Here is a 13,229-nt window from a genome sequence, read left to right on the forward strand (position 1 = left end):
GAGGGATTTATTTAGAAAAAGTGGAGGTGGTAAGGTGAATAATAGACAGCAACAAGAAGAGAAAAAAATTTGTCTTTGTATGATTGTTAAAAATGAATCGAAAATCATTGAACGCTGTTTAAATTCCGCAAAACCAGTTATTGATTTTGTGTCGATTTGTGATACGGGGTCTACCGATCATACGCCTGAAATAATAGAACAATGGTGTAAAGACAATGAGATACCTGGGAAAGTTCACCATGAACCGTTTCGAAATTTTGGCTATAATCGTACGCTGGCAGTATCGTTAGCGCAAAAAACATATCCGGAATCAGATTATTTATTAGTGCTTGATGCGGATATGGTTTTAGAAGAGACAGCAAATTTTGATAAAAGTAGTTTAACGAAAGATCATTATTTGACAATGCAGTACGATATTCATATTAAATATTGGCTTACTAGATTATTAAAAGCCTCTCTTTCTTGGAAATCTGTTGGGGTTACGCATGAATATTGGGATGTAGATTGTTCAAAAGTAGGGGCGGATTATCAACAAGAAGTGGGAAGATTAGATGGCCTTGTTGTAAATGATCAAGGAGATGGCGGAAGTAAGAGTGATAAATTTGAAAGAGATAAACGATTATTATTGGAGGGAATAAAAGATCAAGAAACGACACTAGAATTGAAAATTAGGTATTTATTTTATTTAGCTCAAACCTATTACCATTTAGGAGAATTTGTGGAAGCTATTAAATGGTACAAAAAAAGGGTTGAGGCTGGGGGATGGGGAGAAGAAGTATTTTATTCATTATTACGAATTGGAGTTTGCTATGAGCAGTTAGCAATAAAACAAGAGCAGTTAAGAAGTAAGGCAGGAAATAGTGAGCAGAAATTGGAGAGTTTCATTCAAAAAGAAGAAGAATTTCTTTCTCTGGCGGTTACGTATTTTCAAAATGCTTGGGAATATAGGCCAAGTAGGGCAGAGTCATTATATCAGTTGGCAAGATTATATAGAGCGAGATCGAAAAATCATCTAGGTTTAATGTATGCATTACAAGGAAAAGAAATCCCGTTTCCAAAAGAAGATCTTCTATTTGTAGATTATCATGTGTATGATTATTTATTTGACTATGAAATTTCGATTTGTGCTTATTATATTGAAAGTAAGAAACATATCGGTAGAAAAGCACAAAAGTTTCTTGAATCGAAAATCGAAGAATTACCGGTACACATCGCAAAGGCGGTTGAGAATAATAAAAAGTTCTATTAAAAAATTTATATGTGAAAGGGGAGGTGGAGGGATTATGGAGCTAATAAGATGGGCTATTGACCTCGGTACATCTGTGTATGGAAATACGCATGAGGAGTTAATTCCACTGTTGGATTATTACTACGATCACGATCATTTGAAAGCTTTTGTTGTTGCAAATCTTATTTTAGAAATGGATATACAGGAGGCGGATAGACCAAGTATAGAATTAAAAAGATGCGTGGCAGCATACTATGCTGGTTTATATAAAGTTGCAAAAAAATATGCGGATGAGATGGTAAGGAAGTATCCGAATGTGGAGTTGTATGAAAATAATGCAAAAGCAATTGAATCATTTTTAAATAAAGAATATGATTATTGTTTCTATATATGGCCGTACACATATGGGAGTTTTATAGACGTTGCACGCGCTTTAAAATGGAAATTAGAACAACAAGGAAAAGAAGTGATTATATCAGAAACGTTATTGGACCAAGCAAAACAGGCCGTTCTTTTCGGTGCTCATTTATTTGCTTATCGCCCCATTTCTATACCAGATCGCGCAATTGTATATAATTTAGAACAATTATATGATGAGAGTCCTTATGTAAATGCGGCATACCTTACAATATTAAAGGATAGAGAAGTGTGGGATTATAGTTGTCAAAATATAGAATGGTTGAAACAGAAAGGATTAGGAAAAGAAATAAAGCATGTGAAGATGAATTATGCCCCAACATTAGAAATGAAAAAAGAGGCATTTCCTCACGTAATTTCAGAAGATATTGATGTTCTGTTTATTGGTGCTATGAATGAGCGGCGTCAAGCGATTTTTGAACAGCTTCAAGAGCTTGCACCGAACTTGCATATCGTTTTTCAGAGCAATGTATGGGGAATTCCTAGAAACGAACTAATGGCACGAGCAAAGATCATTTTAAATATTCATTTCCATTTAACTGGCATTCTTGAAACGCCGCGAATTTCTCATGCTGTTGCGAATCAAAAGTTTATTATTTCTGAATCGAGTAATCCAGAAGATGAAAAAGAATGGCCAGGAATCGTTTTTTCTCCTTATGAACAAATGGTAGAAATGATTATAAAATATAGCAAACTACCAGAGGAGCGGAGAAAGTTAGCAGAGAGAGCGTATTGTCATTTTAAAGAACAAAAGTCATAATGATTTCTTTTTATACTATTTTCTAAAGCATTTTCATTTTTTGGTATATTTTGTGTAGAATTTTCTGATAAGATAGAATTAGAATTTTAAATAAGGGGGAGAATGAATCATGAAATTAGTCGTAATAAATGGAACACCAAGAAAATTTGGTAGAACACGTGTAATTGCAAAATATATTGCAGAGCACTTTGAAGGGGCATTATATGATTTGGCGATTGAAGAATTGCCTTTATACAACGGGGAAGATTCACAGCGTGAACTAGAAGCAGTAATAAAGTTAAAAAATTTAGTAAAATCAGCAGACGGTGTTGTACTTTGTACACCAGAATATCATAATGCAATGAGTGGCGCTTTGAAAAATGCACTTGATTTTTTAAGCAGTAGTGAATTTATTCATAAGCCAGTTGCTTTATTGGCAGTTGCAGGTGGAGGAAAAGGCGGAATGAATGCATTAAATAGTATGCGTACTGTCGCAAGAGGGGTGTACGCGAATGCCATACCAAAACAAGTTGTAGTAGACGGTTTACATGTACAAGATGGAGAACTTGGAGAAGATGCAAAACCGCTTATCCATGATCTTATTAAAGAATTAAAAGCGTATACGGATGTTTATAAAGAGGTGAAAAAGCAATTAGGAGTTGATTGATGTGAATGCTCTTTATCATGAATCATCATTCTCATTTGCATTATATTTTAGGGACCGATAGCTTATATGCTATTGGTTCTAGGTTTGCTATGATAACGATTCCGTAGTTTGTAATCAAGGGAAGCGGTGGCGATGTATCTATTGTAGCGATTCTTCCTCAAAATGCGGGGCAACGCAGCCATTAAAAAGACTTCTGCCTCCCTTTCTTTTTCTATATAATAGAAAGAAAGGGAGGATAAATATAGTCATGAATAAATGGATTATCTGTTTTCTATTTCTTTTACCGGTATTATATATACTATATATTACGTATTGGATGTATGAAGTTGCTCGACAAAAGGTGAGTAATGAAGTTCCTTATATATTAATATTAGGTGCAAAATTATTTGGGGATAAGCCATCACGATCTCTTCAAAACCGCTTAGATGTAGCTTTAAAATATTTAAATGAAAATCCGAAGACAAAGGCTATCGTATCTGGGGGACAGGGTGAAGATGAAGATATTCCAGAAGCGCATAGTATGCGAAATTACTTAGTAGAACACGGTATCAATGCCAATCGTATTTTGATGGAAGATCGTTCGACAAGTACGTATGAAAATTTAAAGTTTAGTAAAGATTTATTTTATATTACACATGTTATTGTAGTAAGCAATACATATCATTTATATCGTACAAAAATTATTGCAAACCGTTTAGGAATAAAAATGGAAGCATTAGCTGCTTCGACTCCTGCACGTTCTAAGAATAAGGCTTATATAAGGGAATACATAGCGATTATAAAGACGCTATTATTTGATCATTAGAAAAAAGTGAGTTAGAATGGATTATCATGAATCACGAAATGAATGTGAAGTAGATAAAATGCAAAAGATTGTGAAAAAATAAAAGCTTGTCCGTTAAATTTTACAAAAAATATACAATTTTAGTTTAAAAAAACGACCGTTCATGAGAAATGAACGGTTTTTTATGCATACTTATACATTTTTTCAAAAAAGTATTCCCTTTTTACTCATTTTCTTTTAGAATAAGTAATGTTTTCCTGAAAAAATATAAAAGAAACTTCTATTAGAGAAAAAGGTGACTTTAATAGTTGACGGATAAACATAACACCTAGAATGACAGACGGGGTGATACCGATAGAAAAGAAATTAGGATTTTTCTCATTAATTGCATTAGTAGTTGGAACAATGGTTGGCGGTGGTGTATTTAGCCTTCCGCATGACTTAGCAGCTGGGGCAAATAGTGGTGCCACACTAATTGGTTGGTGCATTACAGCGTTAGGAATGATTCCACTTGCACTTGTATATCAAACATTAGCAAGACAAAAACCAGAGCTTGAGGGCGGAATTTATAGTTACGCACGCGCAGGATTTGGTGAATACATTGGTTTTAATAGTGCGTGGGGATATTGGCTTGCTGGGATTTTAGGAAACGTAGCAACGATTATGTTACTGTTTAGCACGCTTGGATATTTCTTTCCAATTTTTAAAGGTGGAAATAATGTAGCGTCGATTATTGGTGCCTCTCTTTTATTATGGACACTTCACTTTTTGATTTTAATTGGAATTCGTGAAGCGTCAATTATGAATGTAATTGCTACAATTGGAAAGCTAGTTCCGATTTTATTATTTATCGTCGTAATGGTTACAGCATTTCGCTGGGAGACATTTACGCATGACTTTTGGGGAGAAGGGACTGTTTCCATCTCTTCTGTACTTGGACAAGTGAAAAACACAATGCTCGTGACGCTTTGGGTATTTATTGGGGTAGAAGGAGCCGTTGTGTTATCTGGGAGAGCAAAGAATAGTCGTGATGTTGGAAAAGCGACAGTTTTTGGCCTTATTTTAGTCATGGCAATTTATATTTTAATTTCAGTCCTTTCAATGGGGGCTATGCCAAGACAAGAATTGTCTCTTTTAGACACGCCTTCAATGGGACATGTATTAGAACATGTAGTTGGCTCTTGGGGAGCTGTTGCTATTAATATCGGTTTAGTTGCATCACTTGTGGGGACTTTAATTGGATGGTTTCTACTTGTTTCTGAAATTTCTCATGTGGCCGGAAAAGATGGTGTTTTTCCGAAAGTATTTACAAAAACAAATAAAAAACAAACACCACATATTGCATTATGGATTTCGAATGGTGTTGCACAAACGTTATTTATCATTGTGCTTTTCTCAGAATCAACGTATCAAATGATGTATTTTATTGCTTCGACATCTATTTTATTACCGTATTTATTATCCGCATTGTATCAGCTGAAATTAGTGGTTACAAAGGAAATAAAACAAGCGAGAATAAAAAACGGAGTATTAGCTTTCATTGCGTTTATTTATTCCATCTGGTTAATTTATGCGGCTGGATTAAAGAATTTGTTACTAGTTTCCATTGTTTATGGTACTGGTCTTGTTGTTTATATGTTTGCTCGAAAAGAAAAAGGAAATCGCTATTTTTCAAACGTCGAGAGATATGTTGTGGTTCTCATTGTAATTGCAACTATTGTATCGCTTTATATGTTATTTACAGGAAATATACAAATGTAAAAAGTCCTCTTGGAGGGCTTTTTTTGTTTTAGATACAAGGAGTTTATTGTTTTTTACAGAATATTTCATATATAAGAATAAGATGTTCAGGAGGGATGAATATGGAAGAAAAAGAACAGTTGGTAAGGATTATAGAGTTGACCAATGATTTGAGAAAAGTTTTAGTACAAGAATCGTTTTTTAACCATCATCCCGAATTGCGCGGAGTGATTGAAAATTTAGCAGGATCTGTAGAAACATTAGCGAATTTGCAACATAAAAAGGATGAAAATGCTGAAGATAGACTACGATATGTCTTAGCGAAATTAAAGATTGCTCACAATGCGATTTTGCAAGAAAAACAGACATTTTCTTCGCACTAATATCAATTTTTCTCTGAAGACCTGACGGATAACGTCAGGTTTTTTGTTTCTAGTTTTATAAAATAATACATACAATAAGAACAGCATGGGAAAAGAGGGTGAGTGTATTGAAATTACATAAAGCGCTTCATCCAAGTTTTATAAAAAGGATGTATCATATGAGATTTCTTGGAAAATTTGTAGAAGGCATAGAAGAAAAAGAGACATTTTGGATCCAATGTTTGTCGCCAATTCCTTTGGTTTTGCAATCCCAGTTTGGAGAGGAACCATACGTATTTGAAGGGATATGTAGTAATAAAAAGAATGAAAAAGTGTTCGCTGATTTGAAAAAGAGAAAGTTAGAAAAACAGTTGGTGTTATTTCGACTGTATTATGAAAGAGGAAACATATATGTAGAATTAATATGTACAGAACAGAAAGAATTGGTGGATGCATATAAAATTATTCCTTCACCAAGACTAACTGGATATAGAAAAAGAGAATCTTTTGAGCGAAAGCTTGGGAACGGCTACTTATCGTTTCTGATGCCTAAGTTTCCACAGGATTTTGATACACCGGATTTATTATGGCATGAAGGGCGTTTATATGGAAATTTATCATTAAAGCCGTCTGTTAGTTCCATTGCCTATTGTGAACAAAAAAAGGAATGTAAATATATTGAGATTGATGACTGGAAGAAATATATAGAATTAGAAGTTGATGATCATTTGTATTTTGTAAGTGCAAACATATATGAGCAACTCGTAAAACGCGTTGCGGAAGAGGGGAAGCCAATTGAAGTGATGGATACTAGAAGTCAAAAAGAAGAGCAGGAGTGGGACGAACGAGAAACTTCTTTTCTACAGTATGTACAGAAAACGGTATGTGATAAAGGGTTATATATCGATGTAACGGATATCTTTAATTTTCATATTAGTGTAAAAACGAATATGTTAACCATTCTTGGCGGTATACCAGGAATTGGGAAATCTCGTTTTGTGCAGGCGTATGCAGAAGCATTAGGATTGCAATATGATGAGGAATTAATATGGATTCCTATATCTCCGACTTATCAAGAGCCACATGATTTACTCGGTTATCTCCATCCAAGCGGAACATTTATTGAGAGTGAGACACAGCTTGTTCGAACATTATTAAAAGCAAAAGAAAATCCGAATCAGCTATATATGATTGTATTTGATGAAATGAATATGTCGCATATTGAGCATTGGTTTACCCCATTTCTATCGATTCTCCAATTAGAAAAAAAGAATCGTATTCTTACTTTATATGAGGAAGGGGCTAGGGGAGAAAATCAAGTTCCAGCGAAAATCGAAATTGGAGAAAATATTATTTTTGTTGGCACGATAAACTTTGATGAAACAACGAAAGAATTATCCGATCGCTTATTAGATCGAGTCAATCTTATTACATTGCAAAAAATTCCATTTTGTGAAATGAGTATGAGACAGGAAAAGAATATACAATTTCCTCCTTTGACAGTAACAGCTGGGGAATTTCGCATAAATTGGGTAAGAAATAAAGCAATGGTTGAAGTTTTTTCAGAGGAGGAATTGGAGTTATTAGATAAGTTGCACGATATATTGTCCTCTTACGATGCATCCAAAGGTATTTCTTTTCGATGCGCTGCGGCTATTGCCTCATACTTGCAAAATATTCCTTTGCACAATAATCAGTCTTATATGATTAGCAGGGAAGAAGGATTTGACTTACAAATTAAGCAGCGTGTATTAACAAAGTTGCGCGGAACCGAGATGACAGTTGGTGCTCTTCTTTCCGAAGAGGAAAAAAAGGGAGCGATGCTAATCCCATTACTACAGTCTCCTCTTGCAAATTGTGTCTCAACATTCGAACATTCCTTAGCCTATTTAAGACAAAAGCGACGCGAATTGGAGTTGTATGGTTATGCAAAATGAAGAACGCAATGAGACTGAAATTGTCGACACGATAGAAATGTTGCCCTTTGTACTGAAACTGATTGTAGGATCGGAAGCGAAGGGAGAATCTATCGTTTTAAATCGTCTCTGTACATCGGCATTATCTCTCTCGAAGTGTATTTATAAAGTGCAGGAGTTAAAACCATTACGACTATCTTTACATTATGAGAAACCAGTTCATGTTACATTTATATGGAATAAAGTATATGAAGGACAAAAAAATATACAAGAATCACAATATGAACTACATGAAAAAAGATCGAAAATATTAATATATGAACATGGAAAAACAGATTTTTTTTATCCGTGGCGCTGCGGCTTATACCACTTTGAAGTAAGAGTGGGAGAGGAAATATACTACGGAGCGTTTCAAATTGTTCCAAAAAATTTGGGAGACGATCAATTTGAAGTGATTCAAAGTTATGTGAAGTCGATTTTGAACGAATTAATTTTAGATCGAGGCTATTATAAAAAAACGTTTTCAGCATTAAGTGATATTGAAGATTCTTCTTATTTAATGTTACTGCGAATGCTGCCGAAGAAGATGAAAAAAATAAAACAAATTTATAAAAAAATCGAAATGAATACGAAGTACGTAAATACGTACAATTGGGAGACGCGAGAACGAAAATCGACAAGGAAAAGTGTAATCATAAGTGAAAAAAAACCATATGGAAAGCACTATAATCGCAAGTTTATGGAGCAGAAAAATAGCTTGGAAAATGCTTTTCTTAAATTTAAAACGAGGCAGTTTTATTCTTATTTATTAGAAGCTCAGCATTTTTTACAAAAGACAGTTAAATTACTAGAGGACACAAAGGAGAAAAAAAAGGAGGAATATCAAGCTGTTAAAACCATTATGCAGACAATTGATCGAAATGGCTCTGTGACGGATAGGGAAAAGAAAAAATATAAAAATATACATTTGTTGAAAGAAGCGGATTTACGCAAGAGTGCAGTAAAAATACAAGAATATAAAATTTTGAATCGTATTGTTGATGAAAGTGCACAGTACTTTCATCATTTGTTGCATTCTCCATTTTGGAAGGACATTTCTGAAAAATCGAATATTACACTTTATTCCGTCTCTATACCACACCGGCAACTTATATATCATTTAGAGTTGTTACCTCATTATAGACAGCAATCTCCAGCCTTATTATTCGTGTATAAACCAACATTTTTAGTCTACGAATATTATGCATTTTTTATTGTTATTTCTATACTGCAACAGATGGGATTTCATGATAAAGTACCGGTGCGAGAACAAATACAGAAATATTTTTATTTAGATGGATTACAAGATGGTACGACAATTGTATTACATCGTGATAAATTTCGAATTCATGTGGCATTTAATGATTTAATTGAAACTCATCCACTTATTGCGCTAAGTAAAGGAAGCCATTTTTATAATGGGGAGGACACGAAAAAACCGGATATTCGACTAGATTGCTATGTAAAGCAGGGAGAAGGGTATGAATATCACTCATCTATTATTATTGAAGTAAAATATAGTCCAATGTATAACATTTTTCAGCCTGTTGGTAATACAAAAGCGACAGAGCAAATGTATAAATATTGGTCTATTAAATATGTAGATGAAAAAGAGGGAAAACGTATATTTAAAAGAAAGGCGATTTATGAAGTAATTTGTGTCTATCCTGGAAGTCATATGCACGGGAAAAAAATTGAATCAGGTTGCGGTGTATTTCTGCAGTTATATCCGTATAAAACGAAGCAAGGAAAAGAGAAGTTAGCTGGAAAACATGGACTCATACAAATTTTTGAGGAATGGTTAAAAAGTATAAAAACGTAAAAATCCTTACTGTTAGAGAACGCTAAAAAATAACCATCTACTATATATTTAGGTGGTTATTTTTGTGTTTTTAATAAAAATGAACGGGGAATAGGAATTCTATTTTGTTTAACGAATACTATAGGTAATAAATATTTTTAGTTGCATACGAAGGTTTGGTCTTATATTATATAATGTAAGCGTTATCAAAGAGGGTGACGATAAGAAAGGCGGGTAAATATGTTCCAGCGTGTTCAAACGAAGGAAGAGCATTTTTGGTTCGAGCAATTGTGGGGAGATTTTTGTGAGGAACGAAATTTAATGTTTGTGGAACGAAATTTAAATCCATCACGATTTTTATTAATAGAAGATCAGCATTATATTGGTACCGTTGAATGTATTCCATATACCGTATCAGAACAATCTAATTCTGAGTTTTTTTATCCGTTTTCTAAAAATAAATTGATAAAAAACTTAAACAATGTATATGAAATTGGAAAGTTAAGTATCGCAAAAACATCTCGAGGTCGAGGGCATTTCAAAAGATTAGCAGCGATTTTGTTTATACATGCTTTAGAAATGAAGGCGGAATGGTATATTGCAGTTGTAACAAAACGAATGTATATGTATTTGCTTACACTTGGTTTCCCAATTGAACCAATAGATACACCATTCGATTTTCATGATATGTTACAAGGAGTTCCAGTCCGCATTCATGCTCGAAAAGGTATTACACACTTATATTCCTTGAAGGAGTTTCGCGATATCATTCAAGGGAATGCTCATGCACAAACGCTCATCAAAGGATACAGTAAAAATATTATGTTAACAAATTAAATTGTCACAAATTTTTATATAATGTTGTGACTCATATCACATCCTTCTTATTTCATTTACATTACGCTTTATTTGTAAGAGTTGATTAAGAAAGGATGGGATTTTATGTTTTGTTACCAGTGTGAGCAAACGCCAACAGGTGGATGTAAAATTATAGGTGTTTGTGGGAAGAACGAAACAATTGCAAGTTTGCAAGATACGATTGTCTTTGGATTAAAAGGTATTGCAGCATATCGTACTCATGCAGCTCAACTCGGTTATACAGATCCATTTGTAGATGCAGTGACACATGAAGCGTTATATATGACTTTAACAAATTCAAACTTTAATGAACAAGAACATTTGGAAATGGCAATGAAGGTAGGAAAAGCAGCTTTACGAGTAATGGAACTATTAGATGAGGCACATATTAACCATTTCGGGATTCCGAAACCTGTTCAAATTACACAAAATCGTGTGGAAGGAAAGGCAATTGTTGTGACAGGACATAATCTATTTGCTTTAGAAGAACTGCTTAAGCAAACAGAAGGAAGAGGAATTAACGTGTATACACATTCGGAAATGCTTCCTGCTCATGGATATCCTCAGCTTAAAAAATATAAACATTTAAAAGGAAATATCGGCAAGTCATGGTTTGATCAGCGACGTCTATTTGAAAAATTTACAGGAGCAATTTTAGCAACAACAAATTGCGTTATGCCGATTAAGGGTACGTACGCAGATCGCTTCTTTTCTTATGATATAGCTGGGCTAGCAGGGGTAAGAAAAATTGAAAACGATAATTTTGAACCGCTAATCCAAAAAGCGTTAGAACTTCCAGCAGTACATATGGAATCTGATGAACAATTATTAACTGGTTTTCACCATCATACCGTTTTATCATTAGCACCAGAAATTATTGAAGCAGTAAAGATGGGAAAAATAAAACGTTTTTTCGTAATTGCTGGATGCGATGCTCCTGGCAAGGGTGGTGAGTATTATCGAGAGTTGGCTATGTCATTGCCAAAAGAAACTGTTATTTTAACAACTTCTTGCGGGAAATTCCGCTTTAACGACATAGATTATGGAGTTGTGCCAAGAACGAAAATTCCACGTTATATTGATTTAGGACAATGTAATAACTCCATTTCAACGATAAAAATTGCAGCTGCATTAGCAGAGACTTTCCAATGTGAAGTCAACGAATTACCAGTGAGTATTATATTATCATGGTTTGAACAGAAGGCTGTTGCCATTTTGCTCGGTCTATTTAGCCTTGGCATACAAGATATTCGGATTGGACCAAAAGTACCTGAATTTATTTCACCTGGTGTTTTGCAAGTGCTACAAGAGAATTTTGGGTTGAAAACGATTATGACTGCTGCTGAAGATATGGAGACGATATTATCATAGTAAAACGAAAGGATGCCTAAACAATGGGCATCCTTTCAATGTATATATTGATACAGTTATCATGACCGAAACTAGCTCCTTACTCATAATTTCGGAGGTTAATTTGGTTAAACTGAATTACTACAAAAAATAAACCAAATCAGAGCTACATTACGAAAGAAGCTAGTTTATTAGGAAGGATGCCATAAAAGATGAAGTGAAAGAAAAGAGAAGAAAGTATCTGAAGCATTAGATAAAGCTGAAGAAGCACAAGAAAAAATTGAGGCAAAGAAAAATAAATAAGGTTATAGTGTAAAAGGCTGTCATGTATAATAACAGCCTTTTAATTTTTTGTTGCAAAAGAAGTTATGCGCTGTAGTAAAAAAGAAATTATTTTAGAATTCCACCTATCCTCATGATGAATGGTGTAAATATTACGCTGAAACTCGAATCCTGGGATTGGTATATAGTACAGCTCATTTCGTTGTACTTCTTGTTCGATAGCAAGTTGAGAAATAAAGGCAACTCCATTACCGTATTTTAAAATTTGTTTCATTGTTTCTAATGAATCTAATTCAATTTCAGATTGGAAAGTAATGTTATGTGCTAACGTCCATTGTGTGAGTAAATCTCTCGTTGTAGATGGAGTACGATGCAATAATATACGCTCCTTTTCAATATCTTGTAATGATACATTTTCTTCTTTTGAAAAATGATGTTCTTTGGAAAAAGCAAGAACAAGTGTATCGGGTATTATTTTCGTTTGTTTTAAAAGTGGTTCATCAAATGGTGCCGCAGAAATTACCCCGAGATCAATTTCATGATTTTGTAGCATCATTCGAATTTCAGGAGCTGTTTTCACCATTAGTATTATTTTTATATTAGGAAATTCACATTGAAATTGGTGAACAACTTTTGGTAAAAGATAAGTCGCGGGTACATAACTTGCACCAATTGTTATAGCTCCTTTATTAAAATCTTTAAATTCTTGTGTGACCCGTCTAGCTTCTTTCATAAGTGCATCTATTTTACAAGCATAATGATGCAATGCCTCGCCAGCCTCTGTTAAGAAATACCTTCCGGAACGTAATTCAAATAAAGGCACACCAAGTTCCTCTTCTAAGCTTTTTATATGAAATGTAATAGTAGGTTGTTTAACGCCAAGTTTTTCTGCAACAATCGTAAGTTTGTTGTATTTCTTAATCAGTACTACAATTTCTAATTTTAAGAGATTCATTATGAGTCGCCTGCCTTTTTTATTTTAACTATAGAAAAAATCTATAGAAATAAATAGTTTATTAGAAGTTTTTTAATTTAATCTTTACAGT

The 13,229-nt window shown here is 33.9% G+C and carries 11 protein-coding genes; 10 read left to right on the forward strand and 1 reads right to left on the reverse strand.

What is annotated here, in order from left to right; translation table 11 throughout:
• Positions 1–79: 79 nt before the first annotated feature.
• From MR063_RS07345 to hcp, 10 genes are all read left to right on the forward strand, one after another.
• On the forward strand, positions 80–1,249 hold the full coding sequence (locus tag MR063_RS07345; protein ID WP_242196271.1) for a tetratricopeptide repeat-containing glycosyltransferase: 1,170 nt from the start codon (positions 80–82) through the stop codon (positions 1,247–1,249).
• A 34-nt stretch (positions 1,250–1,283) separates the two neighbouring features.
• Complete coding sequence (locus MR063_RS07350; RefSeq protein ID WP_242195769.1) at positions 1,284–2,405, forward strand: glycosyltransferase family protein; 1,122 nt, start codon at positions 1,284–1,286, stop codon at positions 2,403–2,405.
• A gap of 109 nt (positions 2,406–2,514) precedes the next feature.
• Entirely contained in the window at positions 2,515–3,051 is a 537-nt protein-coding gene (locus MR063_RS07355) for an NADPH-dependent FMN reductase (protein WP_242195772.1), read from the forward strand.
• 247 nt (positions 3,052–3,298) lie between these two features.
• A complete protein-coding gene (locus MR063_RS07360; protein WP_242195774.1) occupies positions 3,299–3,856 on the forward strand; it encodes a YdcF family protein in 558 nt (185 codons plus the stop codon).
• 312 nt (positions 3,857–4,168) lie between these two features.
• The gene (gene arcD, locus MR063_RS07365; RefSeq protein WP_242195777.1) at positions 4,169–5,596 is read left to right on the forward strand and encodes an arginine-ornithine antiporter; all 1,428 of its coding nucleotides are present in this window, start codon (positions 4,169–4,171) and stop codon (positions 5,594–5,596) included.
• A gap of 101 nt (positions 5,597–5,697) precedes the next feature.
• Positions 5,698–5,958, forward strand: a complete 261-nt coding sequence (locus MR063_RS07370; protein WP_242142861.1) for a LemA domain protein — start codon at positions 5,698–5,700, stop codon at positions 5,956–5,958.
• Positions 5,959–6,065: 107 nt separating this feature from the next.
• Complete coding sequence (locus MR063_RS07375; RefSeq protein ID WP_242195780.1) at positions 6,066–7,874, forward strand: AAA family ATPase; 1,809 nt, start codon at positions 6,066–6,068, stop codon at positions 7,872–7,874.
• Complete coding sequence (locus MR063_RS07380) at positions 7,864–9,714, forward strand: hypothetical protein (RefSeq protein ID WP_242195783.1); 1,851 nt, start codon at positions 7,864–7,866, stop codon at positions 9,712–9,714. The genes MR063_RS07375 and MR063_RS07380 overlap by 11 nt, the downstream gene beginning before the upstream one ends.
• Positions 9,715–9,933: 219 nt before the next feature.
• Positions 9,934–10,530 carry a hypothetical protein gene (locus MR063_RS07385; RefSeq protein WP_242195786.1) on the forward strand — a complete coding sequence of 199 codons (597 nt, stop codon included), beginning with the start codon at positions 9,934–9,936 and terminating at the stop codon, positions 10,528–10,530.
• A 105-nt stretch (positions 10,531–10,635) separates the two neighbouring features.
• Complete coding sequence (gene hcp / locus MR063_RS07390) at positions 10,636–11,922, forward strand: hydroxylamine reductase (protein ID WP_242195790.1); 1,287 nt, start codon at positions 10,636–10,638, stop codon at positions 11,920–11,922.
• A 322-nt stretch (positions 11,923–12,244) separates the two neighbouring features.
• Here hcp and MR063_RS07395 read toward each other — a convergent pair whose 3' ends face one another.
• Positions 12,245–13,138, reverse strand: coding sequence for a LysR family transcriptional regulator (locus MR063_RS07395; protein WP_242142865.1), 894 nt, complete (start codon positions 13,136–13,138; stop codon positions 12,245–12,247).
• Between the last annotated feature and the right edge of the window lie 91 nt (positions 13,139–13,229).

Source organism: Bacillus cereus group sp. BfR-BA-01492 (genome assembly GCF_022662815.1).
Taxonomy (GTDB): Bacteria; Bacillota; Bacilli; order Bacillales; family Bacillaceae_G; genus Bacillus_A; species Bacillus_A cereus_BD.

Bases quoted from the DNA above. Each gene is read 5' to 3' on its own strand.
- MR063_RS07380 (WP_242195783.1), top strand. From the start codon at position 7,864: ATGCAAAATGAAGAACGCAATGAGACTGAAATTGTCGACACGATAGAA.
- MR063_RS07395 (WP_242142865.1), bottom strand. From the start codon at position 13,138: ATGAATCTCTTAAAATTAGAAATTGTAGTACTGATTAAGAAATACAAC.
- MR063_RS07350 (WP_242195769.1), top strand. From the start codon at position 1,284: ATGGAGCTAATAAGATGGGCTATTGACCTCGGTACATCTGTGTATGGA.
- arcD (WP_242195777.1), top strand. From the start codon at position 4,169: ATGACAGACGGGGTGATACCGATAGAAAAGAAATTAGGATTTTTCTCA.
- MR063_RS07370 (WP_242142861.1), top strand. From the start codon at position 5,698: ATGGAAGAAAAAGAACAGTTGGTAAGGATTATAGAGTTGACCAATGAT.
- MR063_RS07345 (WP_242196271.1), top strand. From the start codon at position 80: ATGATTGTTAAAAATGAATCGAAAATCATTGAACGCTGTTTAAATTCC.
- hcp (WP_242195790.1), top strand. From the start codon at position 10,636: ATGTTTTGTTACCAGTGTGAGCAAACGCCAACAGGTGGATGTAAAATT.
- MR063_RS07360 (WP_242195774.1), top strand. From the start codon at position 3,299: ATGAATAAATGGATTATCTGTTTTCTATTTCTTTTACCGGTATTATAT.
- MR063_RS07385 (WP_242195786.1), top strand. From the start codon at position 9,934: ATGTTCCAGCGTGTTCAAACGAAGGAAGAGCATTTTTGGTTCGAGCAA.
- MR063_RS07355 (WP_242195772.1), top strand. From the start codon at position 2,515: ATGAAATTAGTCGTAATAAATGGAACACCAAGAAAATTTGGTAGAACA.